This is a genomic window from Plesiocystis pacifica SIR-1 (genome assembly GCF_000170895.1).
GTDB classification, from domain to species: Bacteria; Myxococcota_A; Polyangia; order Nannocystales; family Nannocystaceae; genus Plesiocystis; species Plesiocystis pacifica.
Map to the genome: position 1 here is coordinate 34,974 of NZ_ABCS01000026.1, position 15,025 is coordinate 49,998.

Annotated in this window: 12 protein-coding genes; 1 reads left to right on the forward strand and 11 read right to left on the reverse strand. The window is 69.5% G+C overall.

All coding sequences use genetic code 11. The annotated features are described in order from the left end of the window. Window positions 1-30: 30 nt before the first annotated feature. Genes PPSIR1_RS15460 through PPSIR1_RS46090 form a run of 3 tightly spaced genes read right to left on the reverse strand, consistent with a single transcriptional unit; the run spans window position 31 to window position 2,788 of the window. Window positions 31-1,569: a S41 family peptidase gene (locus PPSIR1_RS15460; protein WP_006972022.1), complete on the reverse strand. Its 1,539-nt coding sequence runs from the start codon at window positions 1,567-1,569 to the stop codon at window positions 31-33. Window positions 1,570-1,601: 32 nt separating this feature from the next. After that, window positions 1,602-2,309 carry a Crp/Fnr family transcriptional regulator gene (locus tag PPSIR1_RS15465; protein ID WP_006972023.1) on the reverse strand — a complete coding sequence of 236 codons (708 nt, stop codon included), beginning with the start codon at window positions 2,307-2,309 and terminating at the stop codon, window positions 1,602-1,604. Window positions 2,310-2,368: 59 nt separating this feature from the next. After that, a complete protein-coding gene (locus PPSIR1_RS46090; RefSeq protein WP_086001359.1) occupies window positions 2,369-2,788 on the reverse strand; it encodes a hypothetical protein in 420 nt (139 codons plus the stop codon). 169 nt (window positions 2,789-2,957) lie between these two features. Here PPSIR1_RS46090 and PPSIR1_RS15475 point away from each other — a divergent pair, with 169 nt between their 5' ends. Continuing rightward, a complete protein-coding gene (locus PPSIR1_RS15475; protein WP_157595591.1) occupies window positions 2,958-4,169 on the forward strand; it encodes a S41 family peptidase in 1,212 nt (403 codons plus the stop codon). 9 nt (window positions 4,170-4,178) lie between these two features. On the opposite strand, the gene PPSIR1_RS15480 is transcribed toward PPSIR1_RS15475, so the two are convergent. The 8 genes from PPSIR1_RS15480 to PPSIR1_RS42805 all read right to left on the reverse strand — a co-directional run bounded on the left by PPSIR1_RS15480 (window position 4,179) and on the right by PPSIR1_RS42805 (window position 14,979). Then, window positions 4,179-5,114 carry a diacylglycerol/lipid kinase family protein gene (locus PPSIR1_RS15480; RefSeq protein WP_006972026.1) on the reverse strand — a complete coding sequence of 312 codons (936 nt, stop codon included), beginning with the start codon at window positions 5,112-5,114 and terminating at the stop codon, window positions 4,179-4,181. Window positions 5,115-5,194: 80 nt separating this feature from the next. Continuing rightward, window positions 5,195-6,046 (reverse strand): hypothetical protein, encoded by an 852-nt coding sequence (locus tag PPSIR1_RS42795; RefSeq protein ID WP_157595592.1) that lies wholly within the window; start codon window positions 6,044-6,046, stop codon window positions 5,195-5,197. A gap of 419 nt (window positions 6,047-6,465) precedes the next feature. Next, window positions 6,466-8,202, reverse strand: coding sequence for a type 1 periplasmic-binding domain-containing protein (locus tag PPSIR1_RS42800; RefSeq protein ID WP_006972028.1), 1,737 nt, complete (start codon window positions 8,200-8,202; stop codon window positions 6,466-6,468). Window positions 8,203-8,277: 75 nt separating this feature from the next. Then, a complete protein-coding gene (locus tag PPSIR1_RS15495) occupies window positions 8,278-9,096 on the reverse strand; it encodes a tetratricopeptide repeat protein (RefSeq protein WP_006972029.1) in 819 nt (272 codons plus the stop codon). A gap of 52 nt (window positions 9,097-9,148) precedes the next feature. Next, window positions 9,149-11,104: a serine/threonine-protein kinase gene (locus PPSIR1_RS15500; RefSeq protein WP_198154519.1), complete on the reverse strand. Its 1,956-nt coding sequence runs from the start codon at window positions 11,102-11,104 to the stop codon at window positions 9,149-9,151. A 440-nt stretch (window positions 11,105-11,544) separates the two neighbouring features. Then, entirely contained in the window at window positions 11,545-12,582 is a 1,038-nt protein-coding gene (locus PPSIR1_RS15505) for a serine/threonine-protein kinase (RefSeq protein ID WP_157595593.1), read from the reverse strand. Between the two features lie 129 nt (window positions 12,583-12,711). Further along, window positions 12,712-13,680 (reverse strand): RluA family pseudouridine synthase, encoded by a 969-nt coding sequence (locus PPSIR1_RS15510; RefSeq protein ID WP_006972032.1) that lies wholly within the window; start codon window positions 13,678-13,680, stop codon window positions 12,712-12,714. 120 nt (window positions 13,681-13,800) lie between these two features. Then, window positions 13,801-14,979 carry a methyltransferase gene (locus PPSIR1_RS42805; protein WP_157595594.1) on the reverse strand — a complete coding sequence of 393 codons (1,179 nt, stop codon included), beginning with the start codon at window positions 14,977-14,979 and terminating at the stop codon, window positions 13,801-13,803. Between the last annotated feature and the right edge of the window lie 46 nt (window positions 14,980-15,025).

Sequence of the window (15,025 nt, forward strand, 5' to 3'; positions counted from 1 at the left end):
CGCGGAGGCTCGCGCGGGTCTGCGGAGGAATCAATCCCCGAGCTGGGGCGTGTCGGGGGTGCCGCGCAGCGCCGCCTCGAGGTGGGCGACGGCGGCGTCGTAGACGGGGTCCCGGCCGGCGGCGTAGTCGACCCGCGACTCCTCGACGCGGGCGTCGAGGGGCACGCCCTCGCCCTCGGCCGCCGTGCCCTTGGTGCTGTGGTAGTCGCCGACGACGTACTGGATGAGGCCCCCGTCGGGCAGGGTCTCGATCAGCGAGGGCAGGGCCATGCCCGCGCTCGGGCCCGCGCCGATCACCGTCACCCGGCCGACGTCGGCCATGCCCAGGGCGAAGATCTCCGAGGTGCTCGCCGTGCCCTCGTCGACGAGCACGACGATGGGACCGGCGAAGGCGTCGGGGTTGGCGTCGACCTTGAACTCCTGGTTGAAGTCCCGCATCTGCAGGCGGCCCAGGCTCACCGGGCGATCGACGAACAGCCGCGCCACGGGCACGGACATCGCCCCGACCCCGCCCGGGTTGCCGCGCAGGTCGAGGATCAGCGCCTCCATGCCGGACGCGCGCATCTGCTTGATGCCCTCGCGGATGCGCTCGACCATGGGCAGCATCCAGTAGTTGAAGGCGAGGTAGCCGATCTTCGCGTTCGAGTTCGAATCTGGAGCTGGAGCCGGCTCCGGGGGGCCGCCGGTCTCACCAGCCTCGCCGCCTTCGTCGGGCGCCGGGCTCGGGCTCGACTCGCCGACCATGCGCCAGCTGACCCGCGTGGGCAGGTCGCGGAGGTTGCCGAGGCTGATCCGCTCGCCCTCGGGCACGAAGCAGGGCGCGTCGACGGTGCGCTCCTCGCCGTCGGCGGTGAAGGTCAGGGACTTGGTCCCGTTCTCTGGGCAGCCGAGCATGACCCCGACGCTGCGCGCGATGGTGAACGCGACCTCGGCCTGGGAGCCGCCGTGCTCGTGGATCCGCGCGCTCACCCGCTCGGTGATGGTCGCCACGGGCTCGTCGCCGATGCGGGTCAGCACGGCGCCCCGGGGCAGGCCGCTGTCGTGGCCGTCGAGCTCGGCGTCGACGATGACCACGGCGCGCTCCTCAGACTTGGGCTCGACGGGCAGCCAGCGCACGGCGATGGGCACGACCGCGGGGCCTTGGGGCGTCGCGTCGATGGGGTCGGCGGCGGGCGGCGTGGCCGCGAGGTGGCTCTGGCCGAGCAGCCCGAGCAGCTCGTTGATCGCGGCGTAGGCCGCCGCCGTGTCGTCGCCGGCCTCGGCCACCTTCGCGCCGTAGGTCTCGCGCAGCGCCGGCCAGTCGAGGCAGCCCAGGGTCGGGTCGAAGTGCTTGTTGGCGACCGTCTTCCACACCTCGTCGAAGGCGGGCACGTGCGCGCCTTCGGGGAGCGCGGGCAAGGAGCCGTGGTCGAGGTCCGCCCACGAGCGGCAATTAGGCGTGTGCGGCGGGCCCTCGGCGTCCATGGACGCGAGGGTCTGCTCGGGCTCGGGGCGCGACCCCTTGCAACCTGGCGCGGGCGCGAGCACGGCGAGCGCACCCAGCGAGGCCAGGCCCAGCGCGACCTCCACCGCCCGAGGACGGTGACGGGTGCGATGGCGGCTCATTCGTAGGTGACGGCCTCGAGCGCGCCGAGGTCGAGGACGACGATCTCTTGCCGGCTCAGCTTGAGGATGCCCTCGCGCTGCATGCGATTGAGCGCCCGGGAGATCTCCTCGCGGACCGTGCCCAAGCGCGCGGCGACGGTGTTCATGTCGAGGGCGCGCGGGATCACGTGCGGCTTGCCCTGCTCGGCGCCGCTGCGGATGGCCAGGGTGTAGAGGAAGCTCGCCAGGCGGCGCTGCACCGAGCGCAGGGAGAGATCCAAGATCAGATCGATGAGCCGGTTGGCCCGGAAGGCCTGGTGCCGCATGAGCGCGAAGGCCATGACCTCCGACTGCGACAGCAGCTTGACCACGACCTCGGTGTCGAAGCGCCAGACCTCGCCGTCGCTCATCGCGAAGGCCGAAGCCGCGCACATGACGTCACCGGGGAGGAAGCCCTCGCCGATGAGCTTGCCGGGCCCCGCCAGGTACAGGATCTGCTCGCGGCCCTCGGACGAGATCAAGCTCAGCTTGAACTCGCCGGACTTGACCAGGAACAACCCGGGGCCGGGGTCACCGCGACGGAACACAGGGCGCTTGCGCTTGAGCTCGACCTTGGTCGCGCTCTGGCAAAACGCCGAGATGACCTCGTCGGGGACCTTGTCCCACCCGGCGTACGCCAACAAGTGGTTGCGGATCTCTTCTGCCTCTGCAGGCTCGATCGCCATGGCCGCGAGTGTAACGGTTTGCGAACGAGACGCCAAAGGGGCCGAGCGACCCGAGCAACTCAGCTCAGGATCCGACGCGCCGCCGCGACGGCGTGCATCAAGCCCAGCGCCCGGCCAGAACTGTCGCCACCCAGGGCGGCGATGTGCAGGGTCTCGTCGAGAACGCGGATCGTCTTGACCCCGAGCTCGCGCTGCTCACCGTTGCGCTTGATGCTCGCCTTGGCGCGACCCCGAGCGACAATCGGGGTGACCGCGGCCAACATCTCGAGATCCAGCTCCGTGTGGCTGTTGGAGACCAGCATCCCGCAGTCATCCGCGATCAGCACGACATCGAGAGCTGCCCGCTCGACGGCGCCGCTGAGGGCGAGCTCGAGGGCGTCTGCAGCCCTCTTGGACCGCTGCTTGCGGCGCTCGTGAACCCGACGACCGGGGCGGGGGAGGGGCGTGACGCGAAGAGGAGTGCGGGCGGAGGACTGCATGGAATTTCTCGTGGCTCGGAGCAAAGGGTGCTTGGAGAGCGGGTACGGACATATCCTACATGTAGGACAAGGTGCTCCACAAAAAGGCGGCGAAAGCTGGGACCGGGAGAATGTTCAGTTCGTTGTCCATGCGTGGACCCACGGACGGGCATCGGTCACCATGAAATTCGTGCGCGCCTCCCGTTGGTCTCCTCTCCTCGGCATCGCCCTGGGTGTGGTCGGCACCCTCGCGGTCCAGCGCGCTCAGCCCGCGTTGTTGCCCGACGCGCGCGCGGCCAAGCCCAAGGCCAGCCTCGACCGAGACAGCTTCCACGCGGCCCTCGACACCGTCCTCGACCGCTACGTCGAACCCGTGGACGCGTCGACGGTGCTGACCCGGGGGCTGCAGCACATGGTCGCGGGCCTCGATCCCTATAGCCACTACCTCAGCGCGGACCAGCGCGCGCTGGCCAAGAAGCGCCAGCGCCAGGGCGCGGAGGCGGGGCTGGTCACGACCTTGCACCGACGCGCGGACGGCAGCGCCCACCTCGAGGTGCTCGCGGTCCACCCCGAGAGCCCCGGGGCGCGCGCGGGCCTGCGACCCGGCGACGAGCTGGTGTCGATCCGCGGCCAGGCCTGCGCCTTCATGGCCAGCAACGTCGAGGCTCAGCTCGCCCTCGCCGGCGCGGTCGGAGAGCGGATCACCGTCGAGCTCGCCCGCCCTGGCGGGCGCGACGGCGTGGTCGCCCTCGAACTCGAGCTCGCCAAGCCCAAGCACGACGCCCTCGTCACCGGCGCGCTCGACCTCAAGGGCAACCACGCCGTCGCGCACATCACCATCGCCGCGTTCCGCAAGGGCACCGGCGACCAGGTCAAGCGGACCCTCGCCAAGCTACACCGCGAGGCCAGCGAGGGCGGGGGCAAGCTCGACGGCATCGTCCTCGACGTGCGCGGCAACCCGGGCGGGGAGGTCGACGAGGCGGTGATCGTCGCGGACCTGTTCATCGACGAGGGCGTGCTGACGCGGACCCGGGCCCGGGGCGGCGCGATCGCCCGGGAGGACATGGCGACCGCGGCCAACTCCGACCTCGACACCCCCCTGGTCGTCCTCCAGGACCGGCGCTCGGCCTCGGCCTCCGAGCTGCTCGCGATCGCGATCCAAGACAGCGGCCGCGGCCGCGTCGTGGGCGAGACCAGCTTCGGCAAGGGCACGGTCCAGGAGGTCCTGCCCCTCGCCGACGGCTCTTTGCTGACGCTCACCGTCGCCCGCTACTACTCGCCCCGAGACCGCAGCATCGACGGCCAGGGCGTGCGCCCGGACGTGGTCCTGAGCGCCGTCGACGGGCGCGCGGCCGTCGACGCGGCCGAGCGCGAGCTGCTGACCCAGCTCGCGCTGCGTTAGTGTCCAGGCCTAAGCAATGCGCAGGCGCAGGCCGGCGTGCACGACCTCGACCGAGAGCGGCGCCTTGCCGGGCTGCTCGCCGTCGAGGTCGATGAGCACCTCGGCGCCCTCGCGCGGATCGATCTGCACCTTGGACACGGTCTTGGACTCGATCCCGCGGTAGCCGATGTGCTTGCCCTTGAAGCAGCGGCCGAGGGCGCCGACGATGTGCCGGCGGCGGAAGCCGTCGAGCAGCACGGCCTCGAGCTGCCCGCTGTCGACCTCTGCGTTGGGGCAAGCGTGCATGCCCGCGCCGAAGTACTGGCCGTTGCCCAGGCACAGCAAGGTCAGGTCGAGCTCCTGGGCGTCGCCGTCGTCGTAGCGCAGGGTCACCGGCTGGTTGCGCCACTTCGAGATCGCCTCGAGCGACGCCCCGACGTAGGCCGCCGTGCTGCCCAGCGGCCGCCCCGAGTCGTTGACGATCGCGTCGACCAGCCCCGAGATGCCGACGCTGACCATGTTGACGAAGGCCCGGGTCCGCGCCTCGCCCTCGTGGTCGACGAAGCGGACCAGGCCGTAGTCGACGGTGCGGATGTTGGCCGCGGCCAGGCGCTGGACCTGGGCCAGGGGCGCGAGGGCGCCGAACATGCGCTGAAAGTCGCCGCCCGTGCCGTTGGCGACCACGCCCAGGCAGGCGTCGGGGAAGCGGTTGCGACCCTCGGCGTCGAGGAAGCCCCCGAGCACCTCGTTGGTGGTCCCGTCGCCGCCCACGGCGATGACCATGTCGGCGCCTCGCTCGAGGGCCTCGGCGGTGAGCGTCGAGGCGTGGCCCTGGCGCTCGGTCATCCGCACCTCGAGCTCGGGCCAGTGCTCGCGCAGAGCCTTCTCGAGCTTGGGCCAGCGCTTGCCCCCGGCTCCGTTGGAGGCCTTGGGGTTGACCACCGCGACGATGCGCTCCTTCGACACGCGCGGAAGGTATCAGACCCCAAGCAAAACAAAGAGCCGGAGGCCACGGGCCCCCGGCTCTCGATGTTCGAGCGCGTGACTCAGATGCAGGTCGAGCCGAGCAGAGCGCCGTTCTCGAGGTCGAGGCCACCCTCTTGGCAGGTGCCGCCGCCGCAGTCGTCGTCGGTGACGCACGCACCGCAAGCGCCGACCTCGGCGAGGTTCATGATGTTGACGGGCGAGCAGATGCCGCTGGCGCAGGCCGCATCGCCGTCGCCCATGAGGTCGCAGTAGGCGTCCTGCTCGAGGGTGCCGGGGTCGATGCAGTCGTTGATGCCCGAGAACTCCTCGACGATGACGACGGGCTCGCAGATCTGGCCGTCGGTGCAGTCGTCGTTGGTGGCACAGTTGCCGCAGGTGCTGATGGTGATCAGGCCGAGCAGGTCGAGCACGGTGCCACAGGACAGGCCGTCCTGGCAGACCTCGTCGCTCTCGCAGCCGCCGCCGACTTCACCCTCGTTGCAGATCGAGCCGTTGGCGTCGAAGGGGTTGGGGATGGTGCAGCCGCCGTCGGGGCAGTCGTCGTCCTCGTCGCACTCACCGCACTGGCCGCCCAGGAAGGGGAGCAGGTAGCACTCGCCGGACAGGCACTCGTTGCCGTTGGTGCACTCCGAGCCGTTGGGGAGGGTGCCCATGCCCTCTTCCTCGGTGGTCGTCTCCTCCTCCGAGGAGGACTCCTCCTCCGTGGTCTCCTCCGTGGTCTCTTCCGTACCCTCGGCGGTGCCGGTCTCGGTGTCGGTGGCCTCGTCGGCGTCGTCCGAGGAATCCTCTTCCTCGGTGGCGACCTCGTCGGAGCCGTCGTCCCCGCTGTCGTCGGAGCAGGCGGTGGTGGCGAAGCTGAGGCTCAGGCAGGCAAACAGAGCAAGGGAGTAGTGGGAAAGCTTGGTCTTCACGGCGAACATTCTCCTCACGTCAAAGGCAGGACGCAGGGTGTGTCTACTGCTTTGCGTTGCTCAGGTCGAGACTTTTGCGAACACGTGCGCACATTAATGACGCGAATCGGCCTCACTCCGTAAATTTCCCACTTTTGCTGTGGGAGCCTGGCTCCTGGAGGGGGTCGCGCATGCACCCCTCGCGCGCGCTGTCACCCACGCACTTGGAGCCAAAACATTGGTCCTCGCGCTCTATCCGCTGTTCGGTGAGTTGGCTGGTTCACCAACTCTGGCGCGGCATAGCTAACGAAGCCAACGGCGAAGCTCCACCCCACGGTTGGCTCGCGGCGGGGCTCACCAATGAAAGTCGGAGGAAAGTCGGGCAGACTATGCACTTTGTTCAGTGCATAGATCGCCCGACTCAAACACAACCCCACGCGCTATGGGATGTCGAACCAGGTGCCGTCCTGCGCCGGCTCGGGGTTGAGCACGTACGAGCGCACGGCGTCGATGGTCGGGTTGTCGATGTCGTCGTTGACCGGGATGGGCTCCCAGCCGACGTAGTCCGTGCGCACGTCGCCGGTGCTCACGTCGAAGCTCAGCTCACCCGAGACGCCCTTGAGGTCGACGGTCCCGCCGGTGCTCAGGGTGTTGAAGGCGGTCTGGATGAAGGTCGTGTCGATGTCCGGGCCGAAGCTGATGAAGGTGCCGCCGGGGTCGACGAGCTTGTTCATCTGCGCGGCGATGTTGGCCCCGGTGATCGGCTCGCCGTCGGGGATCGCGGACATCGCAAAGAGCGTGACCAGGGCCGAGTCGTAGGCCAGCGAGGAGGTCGTGATGATGTTCTCCTCGTCGAACTTCAGGAAGTAGCGGGTGTTGAAGGCCGCGAAGTTCTCCGGGTCGAAGATCGAGGGCGAGACCCCCTCCATGATCGAGTAGAGCAGCATCTGCGTCGCGTCGTCGTCGATGATGTCCGGGAACTTGATCGTGTCGGGCATCGTCGCGACCGCGCCGTGGGAGAACACGAAGCGGGGGATGGCCGGGGGCTGCTGGACCACTGCGGCCTGGAGGTAGCCGAGCACGAAGGCGATCAGCTCGCTGGTGCCGACGAGCACGATGATCTCCGGGGGGTTGCCGCCGTCGGTGAACAGGGTGTTGGCGATGATGTTCTCGACGTCGACGATCGGCGCCTCGGGGTCGAGCTGCACGTCGTAGGGGAGCACGTCGGTGATGTTCACGTTCCCGCCCATGAGCGCGAAGGCGTCGGCGGCCAGGTCCGTGCCGTAGAGGTCGTTCTTGTGGACGATGACCACGTTCTGGTCGTCCTGGACGATGGCCTCGACGCGGTCGGCGATGGCGTTGGCCTGGTAGATGTCGCTGGCGATGGGCCGCCACACCAGGTCGTCGTCGACGAGGTTGGTGATCTTCTTGTTGGTGCCCGTCGGCGTCATCATGAAGGTGCCGCCGGGGATGGTCACGTCCTCGGCCACGGCCATCACGCTCTCCGAGAACACCGGGCCGACCACCGCGGGGACGCACACGTTGTTGACGAGGTGATCGGCGGCCTCGACGGCCATGGTCCCGCCCGCCGAGTCGCAGGCGATCCAGCCGATGCGCTGCCCCGTGCCCAGCTCGACCTCGCCGTTGAAGTCGTCGATGGCCAGGAGCGTCGCGTTTTGCAGCGGCACGATCAGCGTGTCGAAGGGCGGCGAGGTCGGGAAGATCGAGCCGACGAACAGGGTGTCGTCCGCCGGGTCACCGCCCGAGGGCCAGCGGATGATCTGGCACAGCGGGGTGATGGCCTCGACGCAGGTGTCGTTGCAGCCGCACAGCCAGTTCTCGTTGTGGGCCTCGGTGCACTCGGTGTGCGTCGTGCACGACTCGCCGCCGGTGGTCGTCTCCTCGGCGGTCCCGTCCACGGTCTCGTCCATGGTCCCGTCGGCCGTGGTGTCCTCCGCGGTGGTGTCTTCCCCGGTGGAGTCCGTGTCGTCGCCGACCTCGTCGAACACGCACACCCCGTCTTCGCAGGTGCCGTTGCCTGACTCGAAGCTGCAGTCGGCGTCGGTGGTGCACTCCTCAAAGCCGAGCACGAGGGAGCAGGCGTTGCCGACGAAGGCCGAGGTGACGCCTGCGAGCGCGAGGGCGCCGAGCTTCCAGGAAAGTTTGGGGTTGGTCATGAGCGGGCTCCGAAGGGAAAGGTCAGGTCAAGGATCAAGGATCGAGGATCAGGGAGAGGCGTGCGAGAAGCCAGCCTAAAAGCGCATGCGCAGATCGATGCCTGCGCCGCGGGGACCAAAGGTGGGCGTGACCGCGACCTTGCCCTCGGCCTTGGACTTCTTGGTCATGCCGACGACCACGAGCACGACGCCCGTGACCGCTAGGGCCCCGCCGACGCCGTAGAGCACGTCAGCCGTCAACGCCTTGGTCTGCGAGGTGCTCAGCAGGTCCCGGCGGTCCTCGATGGACGCGGCCTCGCTCGCCGAGTTGTTGTCGCCCTGGGCGAGCACGCCGGTCACGGCCCCGCCGATGAGCGCGGCAGCGCCCACGCCCACGAGGGCAAAGCCGGCGCCGCTGAGCACCTTGGCCTTGCGCTTCTCCTCCTCGACGGCGGGGTCCGGCCCGGGGTCCGGCGGCGGCGCGACCTCGTCCTTGGGCTCCTCGTCCTTGGGCTCCTCGTCCTTGGGCTTGGGCTCGGCCGTCTCCTCGAGGATCGCCCGCAGCACCTTGAGGCGGTCGAGGGCGACCCCGCGCGAGTCGAGGTCGACGCCGGGCTGCTTGACGAAGTTGCCGTAGTATTCGACGGCGTTCTCGAGGTCGCCCGCCTCCTCGTAGACCCGGCCGATGTTGAACAGGTAGTTGGGCTGGGGGTCGGCCTCGTAGGCCTGCTTGAACAGCTCGACGGCGCGGTCGTAGTCCTTGGCCCCGAAGGCCTCGATGGCCTGCTCGGACAGGTTCTCGCCGCGGGTCTTCTCTGCTTGGCTGACCTCCGTGGCGGGCGCGGCCTCGGCCTCACCCTCGGGGGCCGCGCGCACCTCGAGGGAAACCAGGCCCGTGCCCAGGGCCAAGGTCACCGAGAGTGTGGTCGATACGAATGCGGTCAGGGGGCTATGGTGCACAGCTCACTCATTTCTCGGTCGGCAGGAAGGGCCCGCTCGACTTCTTCTTCTTGGTCGGCAAGAAGGGGTTGGATTTTTCCTCGGCCGGCTTCTTCTTGGCCGGCTGAGTCTCCGCGGGGGGCTTTTCGGCCGGCGCGGTCTGGGCCGGCGTCTTGCTCGGTCCCTTCTTCGTCGCCGGCTTCTTCTTCTCTTTGTCTTCGGACTCGCGCTTGACCAGGCCGACCTTGATCGGGAGGTTCTCGCCGTCCTTGACCTCGATCTCCTGCTCCCAGCTCTCGTAGCCGTCGGCCTCGATGCGGACCGTGTGCTTGCCCAGGGGCAGGGCGTCGTCGTAGGGGGTCGTGCCGGCGAGGGAGCCGTCGATCTCGAGGTTGCCCGCAGGCTCGGAGGTGATCGAGATCTTCGCGGTGTCCTTGCCCTCGTTGCGCAGCTCGGTGAGCCGCTCGCGGGCCTCGGCGTTGGCGGGCTGAGCCTTCAGGACGTCCTCGTAGGCCGAGATCGCCGCGGCCTTCTTGCCGTCCTCGTCGAATTTCTTGGCCGTGGCCATGAGCTGGCCGACCGCGATGGCCTCGTCGGCCCGCTCGAAGCGGCTGGCGACGTCAGCATCGGCCGCGCCGATCGAGTTGCGCACGCCGTCGAGGGCCTGGCGGGCCGCGTCGAACTCGCCGTCTTGGATCAGGCCCTCGGCCTTGCTGACCGCGGCCTCGTGGTCGACGCTGTCGCCCGCGGCCTCGGCCGTCGCGTCGCCCTCACCCGCCGGGTCGTCGCCCTTGCCGCCGAGGGCGAACAGCGCGACGCCGACGATCGCGACCACGCCGACGAGGCCGACGACGATCACCCCGAGCTTGCTCTTTTTCTCCTCGGGCTCGGCGACCGCTTCGTTCGCGGGGATCACCCCCTGGAGCGAGTGCACGTCGGAGGTCTCGGACTCGGTCTCCTCCTCGAGGGCCTGGCGGCGCAGGTAGGTCGCGGTCTCGCCCGAGGGCGCGGCCAGGGCCGCCGTCGACAGGGCCGAGACCGCGCCGGTGTCTCCGGCAGTCGCCGGGGCCGCGTCGTGGCCCGCCGGCGGCAGCCGGAACATGGACATCGGCACGCAGTCGATGAGCTTCTCGACGATCTCGTTGGCGTCCCGGGGGCGCTGCTCCGGGTCCTTCTCGAGGCAGTCGTGGATGAGGTGGACGAGCTCCTCGGGGACCTCGTGGTCCGAGGGCAGGACCTCGCTCAGGGGCGTCGGGAACTCGTGGACGTGCTTGTAGAGCAGCGTCGTGTCGTTCTCGGCCTCGAAGGGCATGCGCCCCGAGAGCATCTGATAAAAGAGCACCCCGAGGGCGTAGACGTCGACGCGCAGGTCGATGTCGAGGCCCTTGATCTGCTCGGGCGAGAGGTAGCCCGAGGTCCCGATGAAGTGCTGCTTGGTGATGTCCTCGTCGCCCTCGAGCATCTTCGCGAGGCCGAAGTCGATGATCTTGACGAAGTTGGCCCGACCCTTGCGCTCGCACAGCATCACGTTGGCGGGCTTGATGTCGCGGATCATCAGGTCGCGCGAGTGGGCGTGGCCGACCCCCTTGAGGATCTGCGCGGCGATGGGCACGAACTCGTGCAGGGTCAGGTTGGCCTTGCGCGACAGGTAGTCGTTGAGGAGCTCGCCGTCGACGTGCTCCATCACGATGTAGGCCCGGCCGTTCTCGTGGCCGTAGTCGTACATCTCGACCACGTTGGAGTGGCGCAGGCCGTCGAGGCGCTTGGCCTCTCGCTCGAAGCGGGCCATGGCCTGAGGCTGGAGCGCGAGGGTGGGCGCGATCACCTTGACCACGACCTCCCGGGCCTCGCCTTCCTCGACCATGCTGGCCAGGTAGACGTGGCCCATGCCGCCCCGACCGATGAGCCGCTCGAGGCTGTATTTTCCGCCGAGGACCGACCCGACCAGGGGATCGGGGCCTTCGGATTCGAGAGTGCTGGGCATCACCATTGGAGTTCACCGTGCGCGCGTGTGCTTGACTCACCGCGCTCGCCGAAGGGCGAGAGGGGCAACGCGGTCGAGAGCACCGGCCGTGGCTGGGACATCGTCATGAGACGGTTGAGGTGACGACTCCGCACAGGGGCACGCGGGGAGATCGCCATGTCGCATTTTGCCGTGCGGCCCTAGCCTTCGCCAAGCAAAAAGCCTTTCGACGCAGACTGGGCGCCGCCGACGAGCGGCGACCCTTCAACGTCCCAGGTGCTTTGTGGATTTGATCCCAGAATGTGCCCTAGGGCCCGACGCGCAGAGCTCACGAAGCTGGCGCGAAAACGAGACTTTGCCGTTCTAAACGGCGTTTCATTTGTCCTCCGGATCACTCCTCGGCGAATGAGGGTGCACCGAATCATTTTGCGCCTGGACGCGCGCCAAAAGCTCGCAGCCTGCTAGGTGCCGAGGTCCCGGTCCTCTTCGCTCTCGGTCAGCTGGTTGAGCGTGCGAAGCATGGACTGAAGTTCAGCCTTCATCTCCATCGCGTCGGCGTGCCGGTGGTCCGGGTGCTTCGCGCACGCCCGCGCGGTGAAGTCATCGACGGCCGCGGCGAGGTCCGGTGGCGTGTTCGCCGGCATGAAATTGCTGGGCGGATCAAACTCGTGCTTGACCTGCACCTCGAGCAGCTTGGTCGGCGGGAGCTCGAAGTAGTCCTCGACCGGGTGGCGGGTGGTCACGACCTCGTAGAAGGTCACCCCGAGGGCGTAGAGGTCGACGCGGTGATCGATGCGACCGTTGATGATCGCCTGCTCCGGGGCCATGTAGCGCGGATCCCCGGTGATGTGCGTGCGCAGCTCGAGGGGCCCTTCGAGGTCCCGCGCGATGCCGAAGTCGATCAGCTTCACGATCACCAGGCGGCGGTCGTAGGCGTCGCGGGTGATGAAGATGTTCTCCGGCTTGATGTCGCAGTGCGCGATGTTGCGGGTGTGGATGTAGTGCAGCGCGTCGAGGGTCTGGGTGAAGATGTCGATCAACACCCGAAAGGAGATGTAGCGCCGGCGGGCGAGGACGTGGCCCACGTCGTTGCCGCGCAGGTACTCCATCGCAAACCACTGGAAGGTGTCCGACTGGCCGACCTCCAGGACGCGGACGAGGTTCGGGTGCGAGAAGTTGGCGGCGACCACGGCCTCGCGCAGGAACCGCGACCGCTCGCTCTCGGGCACGTCGGGCTTGAGCACCTTCAGCGCGATGTAGCGATCCATCGTCGGGTCGTAGGCCTTGTAGATCTTGCCCATCCCGCCCTCGCCCAGGCGCTCGACGATCTCGAAGCGCTTTTGCTGGACGACGGGGGTGCCCGGGGGCAGATCGCCCTCGGCGAGGGCCTGCTGGAGCGCCGCCTGGCCCGCGGGATCGAGACCCGCGTGCGGACCCGTCTTGTGCGGGGGTGGCTGGCCAATTTTGGCCGTCACGTGCTCCGATCGACGATCCGCCACGGGCGGCGAGCTTAGCAGAGATCCAGGATTTTCCGATATTTGCGGCGTTTCACCGACCCGGACGCGGCTGAGCGTCGGCGCAGCCGCCGGAGGTCGCAAACCGGTGACGCGGGATGTTCAGCCCGGTGTTCAGCCCCCGGGGTCATCCTCGGCGTCCGTGTCTGAGTGACGCAATTGCTCGAGCGCCGCGCAAAAGTCGTCGGGTGGCGGGGCCTCGAAGCGCACCGGCCGATCACCCACGGGGTGGCGAAAGCCCAAGCTCGCGGCGTGCAACATCGGACGCGGCGCGGGCAGGCGCCGGCCTCGATAGCCCCGTCCGTAGACCGGCTCACCGACCAGCGGGTGCCCGGCCTCGGCGAGGTGAATCCGGATCTGGTGCTGGCGCCCGGTCTCGAGCTGACACGAGATCAGCGTCGCTCCGTCGAGCTTCTCCTCGACGCGGACCTTGGTGATGGCCTTCTTGGCGGCCTTGGGCGGGCTCTTGCCGCGCCACGATCCGCGCAGGCCGTCGCCGCGATCGGCGATCAGGTAGCTCTCGTGCACGCCCGCCTTCGCGGCGCCGTGGACCAGCGCGACGTAGCGACGAAAGATCGTGTGCGCGCGGAACTGGGCCTCGAGGGCCTTGCGGGCCCGGCGGGTCCGAGCGAACACCAGCAGCCCGCTCGTATCCTTGTCGAGGCGCTGGACCACGCCGAGGCGATCGCGCTCGCCGCTGCGGGTGCCCTCGCGCTCGCGCAGCGTGATCCGGGTGCGCTCGATGAGCGTGTCCCGGTCGTCGCGGTCGTCCCAGGGCACGCTCAGCAGCCCCGCCGGCTTGCGCACGACGACGACCTCGCTGTCGACGAACACCAGGCGATCTTCGGGCAGGGGCGGCGCGCTCCGGCGGCGGCCCGTGGGGTTGACCTCGACGAGGGCCCCGGCGCGCAGGCGCTCGGCCGGGTCGAAGCGCATCTGCCCGTCGACCTGAACCCGACCCGTGCGGACGAGGTCCCGGGACTTGTTCCACGACAGGCCGTCCATCAACCCGCGGACCACCGCCGCGAGGGTGGCCCCGTCCTCGTCTTCGTCGACGACGCCGCGTCGCTGCTCGCTGGCCATGGCTCCCCTCCTACCCCGCCCGAGCAGTCTTGGCCAGCCGCTCGCCCAGTCACTCGCTCTCCCAAGAGGCCGCCGCCCACGGACTCGTCGCCAGCCAAGTGCACGACTGACGCTTTCGTCTCAGGCAAAGCGCGCGCGCAAAATGGTGTAGCCGTCGCGCTCCCCCCCCTCGATGGTCGCGCCGGCGGCCTGCAGGCACTCCACGGCCCGCCCCGGTCGGTTGACGACGAGCAGCGCGGAGCCCTTGGGGCTCAGCCAGCCGCGCAGATCGAGCAAGCGCGCGAGGGTCTCGGGGTCGGCGTGGGTCGGCGGGTTGATCAGCGCCCAGTCGACGGCGCCGACGAAGGGCCGGGCGAGCTCGGGCACCGCGGACGCGGGGCGGCGCGCGGGCATGCCGTCGGCGGCGAGGACCCGAACCCGCGGCTCCCCCGGTCCTTCGGCCGCGGCGTTGGCCTCGAGCAAGGCCGCGGCGCGCAGGTTGCTCTCGACCGCGAGGACCTCGGCCGCGGGCCAGCGGTGGGCGGCCCACAGCGCCAGGGGCCCGATGCCCGCGCACAGGTCGAGGACCCGGCGGGGCGGGGCGAGGCCTTGGGCTCGCTCTTGCTCGGCGATCACCGCGGCGACCTCGAGCAGGCCCCGGGTGCCCGCGTCGAGCTCGCGCCGCGAGAACACCCCCGGGAGGCTGCGCAGGCCGCCCTCGGGCAGCAGCGGATCGTCGACGAGGTAGCTGCGCCCGACCAGCTCCCGGGCGAGGGCTTCGTCGAAGTCCGGGCCGCGCTCGCCGACCCACAGGTGGTAGCCCCGGTCCCGGTCCTCGACCTGCGCCGAGCCGAGCAGGGCCTTCATCGTCTTGCCGAGGCTCTTGCCGCCCTTGGCCTTGCGCACGGCGCAGTACAGCCGCCCCCCCTCGCGCAGGCTGAGCGCGCCGCGGGCCAGGCAGGCCTCGGAGAAGTCCTTGCCGAGGTGGGCCCGGGGCCAGACCGCGGCGGCCGCGAAAGACCCGCCGAGCTCGGCGTCGAGGTGGGGGCCCACGTCGGCGACGCAGCGCGACCGGGCATGCGTGTGCTCTCGCACGTCGAGGATCAAGCGCGTCGCCCCCTCGCCGAGCTCGGCCAACTCACCGCAATGCACGAGCAGGACTTCGCCAGGCGCGTGCGCCCGTGCGACCGAGCGCCCCAGCAGGCGCACGCCCGGGTCGTTGGGGTTCAGTCCCATGGCGTCGCCGCCCGATTGTGCGTCCCCGCCTGCGCCCTCCCGGACCGCCGCAGCGCCGTCCTGGGGCCTGTTTCGCCGTGCCACCGAGCGCACCATCGCCCACTGCGAGCGCTGTGCCAATGGCCGACCA